This window comes from Pseudomonas sp. NFPP07 (assembly GCF_900115645.1).
Classification (GTDB): Bacteria; Pseudomonadota; Gammaproteobacteria; order Pseudomonadales; family Pseudomonadaceae; genus Aquipseudomonas; species Aquipseudomonas chlororaphis.
The window spans coordinates 428,168-443,280 of sequence record NZ_FOXG01000002.1; the positions used below are offsets into that span (position 1 = coordinate 428,168).

Consider the following 15,113-nt stretch of genomic DNA (forward strand, 5'->3'; position numbering starts at 1 on the left):
ATGAACCGCGCGCTTTGGCCTCAGCCGGCGCACGCCGCCTTGCGCAAACGCCAGGCCATGGCCAGCCAGACCACGGTCACGCCGGCGAACTTAGAACCCAGCGCGGTGAGGATCACGCCCGGGGTCAATGCATCGATCAGTCCGAAAAAGATAAAGGTGTCCAGGGGAATGCTCAACGCCGAACTTATCCACAGGCGGTCGTGCAGTGGGCGCTTGGTGATGCTGAACACCAGCCAGTCGATGCACTCGGAGACCGCGAACGCCGTGGCGCTGGCCAGGGCGATGGCCGGGTCGGAGGTCACGTAGGACAGTACCAGCGCCACCAGCATGGCGACGAGCGCGCCATGACCGAAGCGGGTTTGCACCATATCCCGCAGGACGAACACCAGCCCGCCCCAGGCCGACCAGATGATGTCCAGGTGCGGAGCGGTAGAAAAAGCGTAGTTGATCAGCACGACACTGCCGATATAGGCGATCAGGAAGAGCATGGGGCGAAAAGTACCTGTCAGTAAGGCGCACAGGGTACTTCAGGCGGGTGGGATGGGCCAGACGGGAGCTGGCCGGCGATAGCCGTCTAGCCGGGCTGGGTGCCGATCATCCACAGCAGCCCGCTGGACTTGGCGCGCTCATGACACAGCGCCAGCACCTCACGGCGCTCGGCGTTGTCCATGCGGCTCCAGCGGGTGATCTCGCTCACCGTGCGCTGGCAACCGGTGCAGATATCGTCATCGTCCAGCGCGCAAATGCTCACGCAGGGCGAACGGACGGGTTTTTCGGGTTCGGTCATTGTTCTTGCTCGGCCAGATCGCGGGCGTAACGTTGGGAATTATGCACATAGTGCGCGGCGCTGGCCTCGAGCATCTTCTTCTGCTGCTCGGTCAGTTCACGGACCACCTTGCCCGGCGAGCCCATCACCAGCGAACCGTCGGGGATCTCCTTGCCTTCGCCGATCAGCGAGTTGGCGCCGATGATGCAGTTCTTGCCGATCTTCGCGCCGTTGAGAATCACCGCGTTGATGCCGATCAGGCTGTAGTCGCCGACGGTGCAGCCATGCAGCATGGCGTTGTGGCCAATGGTCACGCCGGTGCCGATGGTCAGCGGAAAGCCCATGTCGGTATGCATCACCGTGCCGTCCTGCACGTTGCTGTTCCTGCCGATCAGGATCAGCTCGTTGTCGCCACGCAGCACCGCGTTGAACCAGACGTTGGCCCCCTCCTCCAGCTTGACCTTGCCCACCAGCGTGGCATTGGGTGCGACCCAGCTTTGCGGGTGGGTTTCGACACGGGCGTCGCCCAGGCGGTATTTCATATTGTTGTCCTCAAGGCCAGGCAGGTTCATATACACAGTGGGGTTCAGGCCATACGAGCGATGGCTTCAAATATTGATAAAGCTTTTGGGCGGCTGGTGCAGGCTGATCTGGGCGTCATACAGCAGGTTGATCAGCTCGACGATCATGATCGCCGTCAGGCCCCAGATCTTGAACTCGCCGAAGCGGTAGCTCGGCACGTACCAGCTGCGGCCCTGATAATCGATACGGTGGGTATGCTCGCGCGGATCCTGGCGGAAAAACTCCAGCGGCACGCTGAACACCGCGGCGATCTCGGCGTCATTGGCCAGGTACTCGACGTAATCGGGAATCACCCCGACATAGGGCGTGACCTTGATCCCGTGCAGGGAAATCAGCGGGCTCAGGGGGCCGATCACTTCCACCAGCCCTGGAGGCAGACCGATTTCCTCTTCGGCTTCGCGCAGGGCGGTAAAAATCAGGTCGGGATCTTCCGGGTCGCGGCGGCCGCCGGGGAACGCCACTTCGCCGCCGTGGGTGGACAATCCTTTGGCACGCAGGGTCAGCACCAGCTCAGGCTCGTCACTGCGGGTAATGGGCACCAGCACGGCGGCCTCGGGGAAACGTCGATCCGTCTCCAGCGGTCGCGGCGTATGGTTGCTTACCCGGTGCAGTAGCTCGTCCAGCATGAGTCTTCTCGATCTGTCGACTACCTTGCATCATGCACCAAACAAACCGACCGCCCAAGCCCCGATCCACGCCATGTCGCGTAACGACAACTTGCCGACAAAGCCCCGTGCACGCCAAGATAGGCGCAGCCTTTTCGGATACCCAGCATGAAATTCTGCAGCCAGTGCGGTCACCCGGTCACCCAGCGCATTCCCGAAGGCGATTCGCGCCTGCGTTTTGTCTGCGACAACTGCCAGACCATCCATTACCAGAACCCGAACATAGTCGCCGGCTGCCTGCCGACCTGGGGTACCCAGGTGCTGCTGTGCCGACGCGCGATCGAGCCGCGTCGTGGTTACTGGACGCTGCCGGCCGGTTTCATGGAGAACGGCGAGACCGTCGAACAGGCGGCAATTCGCGAGACATTCGAGGAAGCCTGCGCCCGGGTCCGCAACCTGAGCATCTATACCTTGATCGACGTCCCGCACATCAGCCAGGTGCATGTCTTCTTCCGCGCCGAGCTGGCGGACCTGGATTTCGCCGCCGGCGAAGAGAGCCTGGAGGTCCGGCTTTTCGAAGAAGCCGACATCCCCTGGTCCGAGCTGGCTTTTCGCACGGTCGGGCGTACCTTAGAATGTTTCTTCGCTGACCGGCGGAACGAGCAATACCCCGTGCGCTCCGAGTCCATTCCGCCCCTGGCTCAGCCGGCCCTCACTTAAACAACAAAACGTACGCGGCACCTGTGTACTCTTAGGGATATCGTTTCATGCGCTGGTTGCTCGCTCTTTTCTGCTGCTCGGTTATCGCGGTCTCCCACGCCTCCGCGACGGATACCCTGAACGGCAAGGTCATCGAAAAAGTCCTGGTCCTCAAGTCGGCCCATCAGTTGCAACTGATCAACGACGGCAAACCCATCAAGACCTACCGCATTTCCCTGGGTAAACGACCCAAGGGGCCGAAGCTCATGGAAGGCGACAAGCGCACTCCGGAAGGCTTCTACTGGCTGGACTGGCGCAAGACCAGCGACCGCTTCAACCTGGCCATGCATATCTCCTACCCGAACATCAGCGACTCCGCCCGTTCGCGCCGCGAGGGCGTGGAGCCCGGCGGCATGATCATGATCCACGGTACCCCGGACAGCGAAGACTACCCCGAGCAGTACTTCCATACCCTGGACTGGACCGACGGCTGCATCGCCATGCGCAACGTCGACATGCGCGAAGTCTGGGGCCTGGTCCCGGACGGCACGATGATCGAAATCCGCCCCTGATTCCTCGTTGAAACGCCGCTAAAACACCTCAGTTACAAAAAAAATCGCAGGCCGCGCCGGCTTCGAAAGGTGAATACCAATTCCCGCTCGAAAAACCGCCGCCCCTGCGATTTTCGCATTCACGGCCAGACCGCTCTAATACCACTTCCCCAAACCATCCCCACCAACGCCCATAAAGCGCCCGTTTTCGTGCGTCATCGTCACACTACTGGCGTTGACATGGTATTTAAGTGGTATTAGTTTTTTCCACATTACCGGGCGACAACAAACCAATAACGCATCGGAATCTCGACAGATGAACCACATCCTGGCCCTGCGCCCTGACGATACCCAGCCGACCCCGCTGTACCTGCAACTGGCGCGCAACCTTGAAGCTGCGATCCATGCCGGCCAGTGGAAAGCCGAACAGGCCCTGCCCTCGGAACGCAACCTGAGCGAGATGCTCAATATCTCCCGCGTGACCGCGCGCAAGGCCCTGGAAGTGCTGTTCGAACAGGGCCTGATCCGCCGCAGCCAGGGCTCCGGCACCTTCATTACCCCGCGCCTGGAACAACCGCTGTCGCGGCTGTCGGGCTTCAGCGAAATGCTCCGCCTCAAGGGCTTCGTGCCCGGATCCCAATGGCTGGAGCGGGAAATCACCACGCCGACCCACGAAGAACTGATCCGCCTCGGCCTGTCGCCGAACGACAAGGTGGCGCGCCTCAAGCGCCTGCGCAAAGCCGACGACACGGTGATGGCGATCGAAATGAGCACCCTGCCGGCCTCGATCATTGCCCAGCCGGACGCCATCGGCGACTCGCTCTACGCCTACCTCGATGGCATCGGCCGCCCGGTGGTCCGCGCCCTGCAGCACATCCAGGCGATCAACGCCTCCGCCGAGTTCGCCGCCCTGGTGGGCATCGCCCCCGGCACCGCGATGCTGCTGATGACCCGTGTCGGCTACCTCGAGGACAACACGCCGATCGAAGTCACCGACACCTATTGCCGCAACGACTACTACGACTTCGTCGCCGAGCTACGTCGCTAAACCCGACCGCTGAGCCAGGCCGCCGAGTCGCCAAGAACCCGTCCCAGAGAGCTGCCCATGTCCGAACACAACATCCTCACCCCGCAAGGCTGGATTCGCGGCCACCTGAACCACCGGGACGGCAAGGTCACCGGCATCGAAGGCAGCCCCTGCGACCCGGCGGACAACGACCTGCCCTATCTGCTGCCGGGCTTCATCGACCTGCATGTGCATGGCGGCGGCGGCAAGGACATCATGGAAGGCGCCCCGGCGTTCGAGACCATCACCCGCACCCACGTGCGTTTTGGCACCACCTCGTTGCTGGCCACCACCATGACCGCGCCGACCGAGGAGATCACCCGGGTCCTGGGCGCCATGGGCGAATACTGCGAACAGCGCCCCAGCGGCAGCGCCCGGGTACTGGGTGTGCACCTGGAAGGCCCGTACATCAACCCGGGCAAGCTCGGTGCCCAGCCCAATTTCGCCCATACCGCGCTGATGGCCGAAGTCGAGGCCTACCTGCGCCTGGCGCCGATCCGAGTGATCACCATCGCCCCGGAAATCGCCGGCCATGACGCGCTGATCCGCGCCCTCAGCGCCCGCGGCATTCGCATGCAGATCGGCCACACCCTGGGCAGCTACGAGGAAGGCGTGGCCGCGCTCGACGCCGGGGCCACCAGCTTCACCCACCTGTACAACGCCATGAGCCCGTTGCATCACCGCGAGCCGGGCATAGTCGGCGCCGCCCTGGCCCACGCCCAGTACGCGGAACTGATCCCCGACCTGCTGCACGTGCACCCTGGCGCCATGCGCGTGGCCCTGCGCTCGATCCCCTGCCTGTACTGCGTCACCGACTCCACCGCGGCGGCCGGCATGCCGGACGGCGAATACAAGCTCGGCAGCCACACCGTGACCAAATGCCTGGGCGGCGTGCGCCTGCCGGACGGCACCCTGGCCGGCAGCACCCTGACCATGGACCAGGCCTTGCGCAACCTGGTGAAGATCGGCCTGCCCCTGGCCGAGGCGTCGCAACGCTTGTCACAGTTTCCCGCCGATTATCTCGGCCTGGCCGAACGCGGGCGCTTGCAGGTCGGCAGCTGGGCCGACTGCGTGTGCCTGGACCGCTCACTCACACTGACCGCCGTGATGGTCGAAGGAGAAGACATTGACTTCAAAAATGCTTGAAGAGGCGCTGTCCGCCGCCGCGGCCGTCGAAGGCCAGTTGCAGCACCTGGACCCGCAACTGATCGAAGTCGCCGGGCGCCTGAACCGCCAGCCGCCGCAAGTGGTGATGACCGTCGCCCGCGGCAGCTCCGACCATGCCGCCAGCTATTTCGCCTATCTGACCATGCAGCAGCTGGGTTTCCCGGTCGCGTCCCTGCCGATGTCGGTGGTGACCATGCAACAGGCGCCGCTGCGGGTCAGCGGCCAGGCGGCGTTCGCCTTTTCCCAGTCCGGGCAGAGCCCCGACCTGGTCAACAGCATGCGCCTGCTGCGCAAACGCGGGGCCTTGAGCGTGGCCATGGTCAACGCCCAGGACACCCCGCTGGAAGCCGCCAGCGAGTTCTGCCTGCCGCTGCACGCCGGCGCCGAACGCAGCGTGGCCGCGACCAAGAGCTTTATCGCCACCCTCAGCGCCAGCGCCCGCCTGATCGCCCACTGGAAACAGGACGCGCAGTTGCTGGAAGCCGGCCTCGCCCTGCCCCAGGGCCTGCGCGAAGCCGCGACCCAGGACTGGAGCCCGGCCGTCGAGGCCTTGCGCGATAGCCAACGGTTGATGGTGATCGGCCGTGGCGCCGGCTTCGCCATCGCCCAGGAAGCGGCGCTGAAACTCAAGGAAACCTCGGCGATCCAGGCCGAAGCCTTCAGCAGCGCGGAAGTTCGCCACGGCCCGATGGCGCTGATCGGCGATAACTACCCGCTGCTGGTGTTCGCCCCACGGGGAGCGGAGCAAGCCGGCCTGATCAGCCTTGCCGCCGACATGCGCCAGCGTGGTGCCCGGGTGCTGCTGGCGGCGCCGGACGACATCGTCGAACGCAACCTGACCCTGGGCCGGGCCGAACACCCGGCGCTCGATCCGATCCTGGCGATCCAGAGTTTCTACGGCATGGCCGCGAGCCTTGCCGAGGCCCGGGGCATGGACCCGGACCAGCCACGGCACCTGAGCAAAGTGACCCGCACCCACTGAGCCTTTCCTTCAACGGATGAGTACTGCGCCATGCACAACAACAATAAAGACCTGACGCTCGGCGCTCCCTTGAGCGGCCCGGTGCTCACCCTCGCCAGGGTGCCCGACCTGGTGTTTTCCAGCGGCGCCATGGGCGACGGGATCGCCATCGACCCGCTGAACAACACCCTGCACGCCCCCTGCGCCGGCGTGGTGGTGCATGCCGCCCGCACCGGCCACGCGGTGACCCTGCGCGCCGACAATGGCGCGGAACTGCTGCTGCACCTCGGCCTGGACACCGTCCAGCTGCAAGGCGAGGGTTTCTCCATGCTGGTGCAGGAAGGCGCCCGGGTCAGCAGCGGCCAGGCCCTGCTGCGCTTCGATCTCGACCAGGTCGCGCGCAACAGCAAAAGCCTGATCAGCCTGATGATCCTGACCAACGGCGAACACTTCCAGACCCTGCCCATCACCCTGAAATCGGTGAAAGTCGGCGAACCGCTGCTGCACATCGTTCCACGCGCGGCCAATACGGCCCAGGCGGAAGCAGGCGACACCTCGACCGACGCGGTCGAAGGCCAGACCCGGGTCAATCATCGCGGCGGCCTGCACGCCCGGCCGGCCGCGCTGATACGCCAGACCGCCCAGGGTTTCAGCAGCAAGGCGCACCTGCATTTCAACGGCAAGTCGGCGTCCTGCGACAGCCTGGTCAGCCTGATGGGGCTGGGGGTCGGCGAGCAGGACGAGGTGCGGGTCAGTTGCCAGGGCAAGGACTGCAAGGCCGCCCTGCTGGCGCTACTGGACGCCCTCGCCACCCCGCTGGCCGAAGACGGCCATGCCGCGGCGCCAGCGGTGAAGGCCGTCGCGCCCCAGCGCCCCGCCGAAGCCGGGGTGATCCAGGGCGTTTGCGCCGCCCCCGGGCTGGTCTGCGGGCCGCTGTTTCAGCTGACCGCCATGACCCTGCCGGAAGACAGCGGCGGTCACCCGCCACAGGAACAACTGCAGGCGCTGGACCTGGCCCTGGACAAGGTTCGCAGCGACATTCGCGGCACGCTGGAGCACGCCCGGCAACGCAAGGACAACCAGGAAGAAGCGATCTTCGCCGCCCATCTGGCCCTGCTCGAAGACCCGGCGCTGCTGGACGCCGCCCGCCAGAGCATCGGCCAGGGACGCGCCGCCACCCACGCCTGGAGCGACGCCATCGGCGAACAGTGCGAGATCCTGCTGCAACTGGGCAATGCCCTGCTCGCCGAACGCGCCAACGACCTGCGTGACCTGCAACAGCGGGTGCTGCGCGCCCTGCTCGGCGAGGCCTGGCATTACCAGTTGCCGGCCGGCGCCATAGTCGCGGCCCACGAACTGACCCCGTCCGACCTGCTGCAACTGAGCGAGCAAGGCGCCGCCGGCCTGTGCATGGCCGCTGGCGGCGCCACCTCCCACGTGGCGATCCTGGCGCGCGGCAAGGGCCTGCCCTGCCTGGTGGCCCTGGGCTCGGAGCTTCTCGATGTGCCGCAAGGCCAGCAAGTGGTGCTGAACGCCGATCACGGGCGCCTGGAACTGACGCCGGACAGCGCGCGTATCGAACAGGTCCGGCAGAGCCATCTGCTCCGCCAGCAGCGCCGTGAGCAACAACAGCAACAGGCCCAGCTGCCGGCCAGGACCCTCGACGGCCAGGCGATCGAGGTCGCCGCCAATGTCGCCTCCAGCCAGGAAGCCCAGGCCGCCCATGCCAACGGTGCCGATGGCGTCGGGCTGCTGCGTACCGAGTTTCTGTTTGTCGACCGGCATACCGCCCCCGACGAACAGGAGCAGCGCCTGGCTTATCAGGCCGTGCTCGACGCCATGGGCGACAAGTCGGTGATCATCCGCACCATAGACGTCGGCGGCGACAAGCAACTGGACTACCTGCCGCTGCCGGTGGAAGCCAACCCGGTACTGGGCCTGCGCGGCATTCGCCTGGCCCAGGCCCGCCCGGAACTGCTCGACCAGCAACTGCGGGCCCTGCTGCAGGTCAGCCCGCTGCAACGTTGCCGCATCCTGCTGCCGATGGTCAGCGAGCTCGACGAACTGCTGCATATCCGCGAACGCATCGATTGCCTGTGCGCCGAGCTGGGAATCGGCCAGCGCCCGGAGCTGGGGGTGATGATCGAAGTCCCGGCCGCCGCCCTGCTCGCCGAGCAACTGGCCGAATACGCCGACTTCCTCTCCATCGGCACCAACGATCTGTCGCAATACACCCTGGCCATGGACCGTGACCATGCCGGCCTGGCCGCGCGGGTCGATGCACTGCACCCGGCGCTGCTGCGGCTGATCGCCCAGACCTGCGCCGGCGCGGCCAGGCATGGACGCTGGGTCGGCGTGTGCGGCGCACTGGCCTCCGACCCGCTGGCGACGCCGGTGCTAATCGGCCTGGGGGTCAGCGAGCTGTCGGTGAGCCCACCGCAAGTGGGCGAAATCAAGGAGCGGGTCCGCCAACTGGACGCTGCGCAATGCCGACGCCTCAGCCATGACCTGCTGAACCTGAGCAGTGCCTCGGCGGTGCGTCATGCCTGCCACCAACACTGGCCCCTGAGCTGAATAACAAGAACACCGGGAGACACGCCATGTACCAATTATTCATCGAAGGCCTGCAGCGCCTGGGCCGCGCCCTGATGCTGCCGATCGCGATCCTGCCGATCGCCGGCCTGCTGCTGCGCCTGGGCGACACCGACCTGCTGAACATCGCGATCATCCACGATGCCGGCCAGACCATCTTCGCCAACCTGGCGCTGATCTTCGCCATCGGCATCGCCGTGGGCTTCGCCAAGGACAACAACGGCACCGCCGGCCTGGCCGGGGCCATCGGCTACCTGGTGATGGTCGCGACCCTCAAGGTGCTCGATGCCAGCATCAACATGGGCATGCTCGCCGGGATCATCAGCGGCCTGCTGGCCGGAGCCCTGTACAACCGCTTCAAGGACATCAAGCTGCCGGAATACCTGGCGTTCTTCGGCGGGCGGCGCTTCGTGCCGATCGTCACCGGTTTCAGCGCCGTCGGCCTGGGGGTGGTGTTCGGCCTGATCTGGCCGCCGATCCAGCACGGCATCAACAGCTTCGGCCAGTTGCTGATGGAAAGCGGCAGCCTCGGTGCCTTCGTTTTCGGCGTGTTCAACCGCCTGCTGATCATCACCGGCCTGCACCACATCCTGAACAACATGGCCTGGTTCATTTTCGGCAGCTTTACCGACCCGGCCACCGGCGCCGTGGTCACCGGCGACCTGACCCGCTACTTCGCCGGCGACCCCAAGGGCGGCCAGTTCATGACCGGCATGTTCCCGATGATGCTGTTCGGCCTGCCGGCGGCGTGCCTGGCCATGTACCGCAATGCGCTGCCAGAGCGGCGCAAGGTGATGGGCGGGATTTTCCTGTCGATGGCCCTGACCTCGTTCCTCACCGGGGTCACCGAGCCGATCGAATTCGCCTTCATGTTCCTCGCCCCCATGCTGTACCTGGTGCACGCGCTGCTGACCGGCCTGTCCATGGCCCTGACCAACCTGTTGAACATCCACCTGGGCTTCACCTTCTCCGGCGGCGCCATCGACATGGCCCTTGGCTGGGGCCGCTCGACCAACGGCTGGCTGGTGTTCCCGGTGGGCCTGCTGTACGCGGTGATCTACTACCTGGTGTTCGACTTCTGCATCAAACGCTTCAACCTGAAAACCCCGGGCCGCGAAGACACCCCGGGCACCGAGAAAGCCGCCATGACCAACAATCAGCGGGCCGGCGCCTATATCCAGGCCCTGGGCGGCGCGGACAATCTGATCACCGTCGGTGCCTGCACCACCCGCCTGCGCCTGGAACTGGCCGACCGCAGCAAGGCGTCGGACAGCGACCTCAAGGCCCTTGGCGCCATGGCCGTGGTGCGTCCCGGCAAGGGCGGCAGCCTGCAGGTGGTGGTCGGCCCGCTGGCCGACAGCATCGCCGATGAAATCCGCCTGGCCATGCCCAGCGGCGGCAAGCCACTGGAACAGCCAGGCCCTGCCGCCGCGGCCTTCGAAACACCGCCAGCGGTGAACATTGCGCCCCAGGAAGCCGTGAAATGGCTGGACGCCTTCGGTGGCAGCGACAATGTGCTGCAACTGGACTGCGTGGCCATGACCCGACTGCGGGTGCAACTGGGCGACAACAAGGCGCTGTCGGAATGTCAGCTGAAGAGCCTCGGCTGCCAGGGTTCCAGCCAGCTCGACGATGGCGTCTGGCACCTGCTGATCGGCGAAAAGGCCGCAAGCCTGAGCCACGCCCTGGATAGCCTGATCAACCGCAGCGAGGTCAGCGCCAAGGTCTGACCCTCTCCTGCCGGAGAGCAGGCACAAAAAAGCCCGCTGACCGTTACCGGTTCAGCGGGCTTTTTCATGGGCGGGGCCTTAGAAGTCTTCCAGACGCCAGACTTCATAAGCCGGTGTCTCGTAGGGATGGCTCTGCTTGAGGGCCATCACCACGCTACGGATCAACTCGTCGGCCACCACCAGCTCGACTTTCCATTCCTGCACCTGCTCGACCAAGCCGGTCTGCCCGAGAAACGGCTGGCTGCCGTCCAACGGGCGAAACTGGCCCTGGCCCAGCACCTGCCACGCACACTGGTCGTAAGCGCCGATCCGTCCGCCACCGGCGGCGAATACGGCGTTCTTGACCACATCCACGTGGCTGGGCGGGACGAAAAAGCTGAGCTTGTACACGGGCCTTAGTTCACCCACACGCGAGCGTTACGGAACATGCGCATCCACGCCGCATCTTCGTTCCACTCTTCCGGACGCCAGGAGTTCTGCACGGCACGGAATACCCGCTCAGGGTGCGGCATCATGATGGTGACGCGGCCGTCGCGGCTGGTCAGGCCGGTGATCCCGCGCGGCGAGCCGTTCGGGTTGGCCGGATAGCTTTCGGTGACCTTGCCGTGGTTGTCGACGAAGCGCAGGGCCACGCAACCGGACAGGTCGGCTTCAAGCAGCGCTTCTGCGCTTTCGAATTCCGCATGGCCTTCGCCGTGGGCGATGGCGATCGGCATACGCGAACCGGCCATGCCCTGCAGGAAGATCGAGTTCGACTCCTGGACCTGGACCATCGCCACACGGGCCTCGAACTGCTCGGACCGGTTGCGCACGAAGTGCGGCCAGAACTCGCTGCCCGGGATCAACTCGTGCAGGTTGGACATCATCTGGCAACCGTTGCACACGCCGAGGGTGAAGGTGTCGTTGCGCTCGAAGAAGCCCTGGAAGGCGTCGCGGGCACGGCTGTTGAACAGTGCCGACTTGGCCCAGCCCTCGCCGGCGCCGAGTACGTCACCATAAGAGAAGCCGCCGCAGGCAACCATGCCCTTGAAGTCGTTCAGGTCGACGCGACCGGCGAGGATATCGCTCATGTGCACGTCGATCGCATTGAAGCCGGCACGGTCGAACGCCGCGGCCATTTCCACCTGGCCGTTGACGCCCTGCTCGCGCAGCACGGCAACCTGGGGACGCACGCCTTTCTTGATGTAAGGCGCGGCAATGTCCTGGTTAACGTCGAAGCTCAGCTTGACGCTCAAGCCCGGGTTGTCTTCTTCCAGCAGGACGTCGAACTCCTGCTCGGCGCAGTCGGCGTTGTCCCGCAGGCGCTGGATCTGGTAGCTGGTTTCAGCCCACTGGCGCTGCAGCAGGCGACGCTCGCCGGCGAAGATATTCTCGCCGTTGAAGCTGATGTTGATATGGCCGTTGTTGACTGGCTGGCCGATCACCGCCACGCAGTCGCCCAGGCCGGCGGCGCTGAACTGCGCCAGCACATCCGGGGTCGCGTCCTGGCGCACCTGGATCACCGCACCCAGTTCTTCGTTGAACAGGATGGCGGCGATCTCGGCCGAGCTCTCGGCCAGGGCGTCGAGGTTCAGGTTCAGGCCGCAGTGACCGGCGAAGGCCATCTCCACCACGCTGGTCAGCAGACCACCGTCGGAACGGTCGTGGTAAGCCAGCAGGTGACCGTCGGCGTTGAGGCCCTGGATCACCGCGAAGAAGGCTTTCAGGTCTTCGGCGTCATCGACGTCCGGGGCCTGCTTGCCGAGCTTGCCATGCACCTGGGCGAGGATCGAGGCGCCCATGCGGTTCTGGCCACGACCGAGGTCGATCAGGACCAGATCGGTGGTGCCCTTGTCCATGCGCAGTTGCGGGGTCAGGGTCTGGCGGATGTCCGCCACAGGCGCGAAACCGGTCACGATCAGCGACATCGGCGAGGTCACGGTTTTTTCTTCGCCGTTGTCGTTCCAGCGCGTGGCCATGGACATCGAGTCCTTGCCTACCGGAATGGTGATGCCCAGCTCAGGGCACAGTTCCATGCCGACCGCTTTCACGGTGTCGTACAGCCGTGCGTCTTCGCCCGGGTGGCCGGCGGCGGACATCCAGTTCGCCGACAGTTTGATGTCGGAGATCTTGTTGATGCGCGACGCGGCGATGTTGGTCAGGGTTTCGCCGATGGCCATGCGGCCCGACGCCGGAGCGTCCAGCAGCGCCAGCGGAGTACGCTCGCCCATGGCCATGGCTTCACCGGTGTAGACGTCGAAACTGGTGGCGGTGACGGCCACGTCGGCCACCGGAACCTGCCATGGGCCGACCATTTGGTCACGGGCCACCAGGCCGGTGATGGTGCGGTCGCCGATGGTGATCAGGAAGCTTTTGCTCGCGACGGCCGGGTGATGCAGGACGCGCTCGATGCTTTCGCCGATGTCGAGGTTCGACGGGTCGAAATCGTCGCCCAGCTCGGCTTCGCGAACCACCGAACGGTGCATGCGCGGCGCCTTGCCCAGCAGCACTTCCAGTGGCATGTCCACCGGGCTGTTGCCGAAGTGGCTGTCCGTGACAGTCAGATGCGGTTCGGCGGTGGCTTCACCGACGACGGCAAACGGGCAACGCTCACGTTCGCAGATGGCCTGGAAGCGCTCGAAGTCGGCCGGGCCGACGGCCAGAACGTAGCGTTCCTGGGATTCGTTGCTCCAGATTTCGTGCGGGGCCATGCCCGGCTCGTCGTTTGGAATGTTGCGCAGTTCGAAACGGCCACCGCGGTCGCCGTCGTTGACCAGTTCCGGGAAGGCGTTGGACAGACCGCCCGCGCCGACGTCGTGGATGAAGCTGATCGGGTTCTTGTCGCCCAGCTGCCAGCAACGGTCGATGACTTCCTGGCAACGACGCTCCATTTCCGGGTTTTCACGCTGAACGGAAGCGAAATCCAGATCCGCCGAGCTGGTGCCGGTGGCCATGGAGGAAGCGGCGCCGCCACCCAGGCCGATGAGCATCGCCGGGCCACCGAGGACGATCAGCTTGGAGCCGACGACGATCTCGCCTTTCTTGACGTGCTCTTCGCGAATGTTGCCCATGCCGCCGGCCAGCATGATCGGCTTGTGGTAACCACGAACCTCGTCACCGTGCGGGGTGGCAATCGACTGTTCGAAGGTACGGAAGTAGCCGGTCAGGGCCGGACGACCGAATTCGTTGTTGAACGCGGCGCCGCCCAGCGGGCCTTCGATCATGATGTCCAGCGCGGTGACAATGCGCTCAGGCTTGCCGTACGGCACTTCCCACGGCTGTTCGAAGCCCGGGATCTGCAGGTTGGATACGGTGAAACCGGTCAGGCCGGCCTTTGGCTTGGCGCCACGACCGGTTGCACCTTCATCGCGGATCTCGCCACCGGAACCGGTGGATGCGCCCGGGAACGGGGCGATGGCGGTCGGGTGGTTGTGAGTCTCGACTTTCATCAGGATGTGCACCGGCTCCTGCACCGCGCCGTACTGGCGGGTTTCAGGGTTCGGGAAGAAACGGCCGGCGACATTGCCGACGATCACCGAGGCGTTGTCCTTGTAAGCCGACAGCACACCTTCGTTGTGCATCTGATAGGTGTTCTTGATCATGCCGAACAGGCTTTTTTCCTGGCTCTGGCCGTCGATGTCCCAACTGGCGTTGAAGATCTTGTGACGGCAGTGCTCGGAGTTGGCCTGGGCGAACATCATCAGTTCGATGTCATGCGGGTTGCGCTTGAGGCCCTGGAAGGCGTTGACCAGGTAATCGATTTCGTCTTCGGCCAGGGCCAGGCCCAGTTCGGTGTTGGCCTGTTCCAGCGCGGCGCGGCCACCACCAAGGATATCGATGGCGGTCAGCGGCTTCGGCGTGGCATGGCTGAACAGGCCGGCAGCCTGCTCCAGGTTGCCCAGCACGATCTGGGTCATGCGGTCGTGCAGAGTGTCGGCGATCAACTGCGCTTGCGCGTCGCTGAATTCACCGGCCACGTAGAAGGCAATGCCGCGCTCCAGGCGCTGGATCTTGCTCAGGCCACAGTTGCGGGCGATATCGCTGGCCTTGCTCGACCAGGGCGAGATGGTGCCGAAACGCGGCAGCACCAGGAACAGACGACCGGTAGGTTCTTGCACCGGTACGCTTGGGCCGTACTTCAGAAGGCGCGCAAGCACCTGCTGTTCGTCGCCGGTCAGGACGCCGGTAACTTCGGCGAAGTGAGCGAATTCAGCATACAGGCCACTGACAGCTGGAACCTTCTGGCTCAGTTGCTCAAGGAGTTTGCTGTGGCGAAAGGCAGAAAGGGCAGGAGCGCCGCGCAGGATCAACATCTTCGGGACAGCCTCGGGAAGGGGGTGTGCTTTGAGGCCGTGCATTCTAGCCTAAACCGCCCGCGACGGCACCCGAAACGGCACGCCCGAGCGCGGCCAGAC

General features: G+C 65.0%; 13 protein-coding genes. 7 read left to right on the forward strand and 6 right to left on the reverse strand.

Annotated features, from left to right (window positions below):
* Positions 1-20: 20 nt before the first annotated feature.
* From BM019_RS07005 to BM019_RS07020, 4 genes are all read right to left on the reverse strand, one after another.
* Positions 21-488 carry a VUT family protein gene (locus tag BM019_RS07005; protein ID WP_009042319.1) on the reverse strand — a complete coding sequence of 156 codons (468 nt, stop codon included), beginning with the start codon at positions 486-488 and terminating at the stop codon, positions 21-23.
* Positions 489-574: 86 nt separating this feature from the next.
* Positions 575-787, reverse strand: coding sequence for a DUF1289 domain-containing protein (locus BM019_RS07010; protein ID WP_092417911.1), 213 nt, complete (start codon positions 785-787; stop codon positions 575-577).
* Entirely contained in the window at positions 784-1,308 is a 525-nt protein-coding gene (locus BM019_RS07015) for a gamma carbonic anhydrase family protein (RefSeq protein ID WP_007927713.1), read from the reverse strand. The genes BM019_RS07010 and BM019_RS07015 overlap by 4 nt, the downstream gene beginning before the upstream one ends.
* Positions 1,309-1,374: 66 nt before the next feature.
* The gene (locus BM019_RS07020; RefSeq protein ID WP_092417912.1) at positions 1,375-1,974 is read right to left on the reverse strand and encodes a CoA pyrophosphatase; all 600 of its coding nucleotides are present in this window, start codon (positions 1,972-1,974) and stop codon (positions 1,375-1,377) included.
* A gap of 147 nt (positions 1,975-2,121) precedes the next feature.
* On the opposite strand from BM019_RS07020, the gene BM019_RS07025 reads away from it, so the two are divergent.
* From BM019_RS07025 to nagE, 7 genes are all read left to right on the forward strand, one after another.
* A complete protein-coding gene (locus BM019_RS07025; protein WP_009042316.1) occupies positions 2,122-2,673 on the forward strand; it encodes an NUDIX hydrolase in 552 nt (183 codons plus the stop codon).
* A 47-nt stretch (positions 2,674-2,720) separates the two neighbouring features.
* Positions 2,721-3,224, forward strand: a complete 504-nt coding sequence (locus BM019_RS07030; protein WP_009042315.1) for a L,D-transpeptidase family protein — start codon at positions 2,721-2,723, stop codon at positions 3,222-3,224.
* Between the two features lie 295 nt (positions 3,225-3,519).
* Positions 3,520-4,251 carry a GntR family transcriptional regulator gene (locus BM019_RS07035; protein ID WP_016702727.1) on the forward strand — a complete coding sequence of 244 codons (732 nt, stop codon included), beginning with the start codon at positions 3,520-3,522 and terminating at the stop codon, positions 4,249-4,251.
* 57 nt (positions 4,252-4,308) lie between these two features.
* Positions 4,309-5,415 carry an N-acetylglucosamine-6-phosphate deacetylase gene (gene nagA, locus BM019_RS07040; protein ID WP_009042313.1) on the forward strand — a complete coding sequence of 369 codons (1,107 nt, stop codon included), beginning with the start codon at positions 4,309-4,311 and terminating at the stop codon, positions 5,413-5,415.
* Positions 5,396-6,418: an SIS domain-containing protein gene (locus BM019_RS07045; RefSeq protein WP_092417913.1), complete on the forward strand. Its 1,023-nt coding sequence runs from the start codon at positions 5,396-5,398 to the stop codon at positions 6,416-6,418. The genes nagA and BM019_RS07045 overlap by 20 nt, the downstream gene beginning before the upstream one ends.
* A 30-nt stretch (positions 6,419-6,448) precedes the next feature.
* Positions 6,449-8,971, forward strand: a complete 2,523-nt coding sequence (gene ptsP / locus BM019_RS07050; protein ID WP_092417914.1) for a phosphoenolpyruvate--protein phosphotransferase — start codon at positions 6,449-6,451, stop codon at positions 8,969-8,971.
* Positions 8,972-8,997: 26 nt separating this feature from the next.
* A complete protein-coding gene (gene nagE / locus BM019_RS07055) occupies positions 8,998-10,719 on the forward strand; it encodes an N-acetylglucosamine-specific PTS transporter subunit IIBC (RefSeq protein ID WP_092417915.1) in 1,722 nt (573 codons plus the stop codon).
* Positions 10,720-10,797: 78 nt separating this feature from the next.
* Here the strand turns inward: nagE and BM019_RS07060 are convergent, their stop codons facing one another.
* Positions 10,798-11,109: a YqfO family protein gene (locus BM019_RS07060; RefSeq protein WP_007927731.1), complete on the reverse strand. Its 312-nt coding sequence runs from the start codon at positions 11,107-11,109 to the stop codon at positions 10,798-10,800.
* 5 nt (positions 11,110-11,114) lie between these two features.
* Positions 11,115-15,011 (reverse strand): phosphoribosylformylglycinamidine synthase, encoded by a 3,897-nt coding sequence (purL, locus tag BM019_RS07065; RefSeq protein WP_092417916.1) that lies wholly within the window; start codon positions 15,009-15,011, stop codon positions 11,115-11,117.
* Positions 15,012-15,113: the final 102 nt, after the last annotated feature.

Excerpts from the sequence above, each read along its gene's own strand:
- BM019_RS07005 (WP_009042319.1), bottom strand. The coding sequence starts at position 488 with ATGCTCTTCCTGATCGCCTATATCGGCAGTGTCGTGCTGATCAACTAC.
- BM019_RS07010 (WP_092417911.1), bottom strand. The coding sequence starts at position 787 with ATGACCGAACCCGAAAAACCCGTCCGTTCGCCCTGCGTGAGCATTTGC.
- BM019_RS07015 (WP_007927713.1), bottom strand. The coding sequence starts at position 1,308 with ATGAAATACCGCCTGGGCGACGCCCGTGTCGAAACCCACCCGCAAAGC.
- BM019_RS07020 (WP_092417912.1), bottom strand. The coding sequence starts at position 1,974 with ATGCTGGACGAGCTACTGCACCGGGTAAGCAACCATACGCCGCGACCG.
- BM019_RS07025 (WP_009042316.1), top strand. The coding sequence starts at position 2,122 with ATGAAATTCTGCAGCCAGTGCGGTCACCCGGTCACCCAGCGCATTCCC.
- BM019_RS07030 (WP_009042315.1), top strand. The coding sequence starts at position 2,721 with ATGCGCTGGTTGCTCGCTCTTTTCTGCTGCTCGGTTATCGCGGTCTCC.
- BM019_RS07035 (WP_016702727.1), top strand. The coding sequence starts at position 3,520 with ATGAACCACATCCTGGCCCTGCGCCCTGACGATACCCAGCCGACCCCG.
- nagA (WP_009042313.1), top strand. The coding sequence starts at position 4,309 with ATGTCCGAACACAACATCCTCACCCCGCAAGGCTGGATTCGCGGCCAC.
- ptsP (WP_092417914.1), top strand. The coding sequence starts at position 6,449 with ATGCACAACAACAATAAAGACCTGACGCTCGGCGCTCCCTTGAGCGGC.
- nagE (WP_092417915.1), top strand. The coding sequence starts at position 8,998 with ATGTACCAATTATTCATCGAAGGCCTGCAGCGCCTGGGCCGCGCCCTG.
- purL (WP_092417916.1), bottom strand. The coding sequence starts at position 15,011 with ATGTTGATCCTGCGCGGCGCTCCTGCCCTTTCTGCCTTTCGCCACAGC.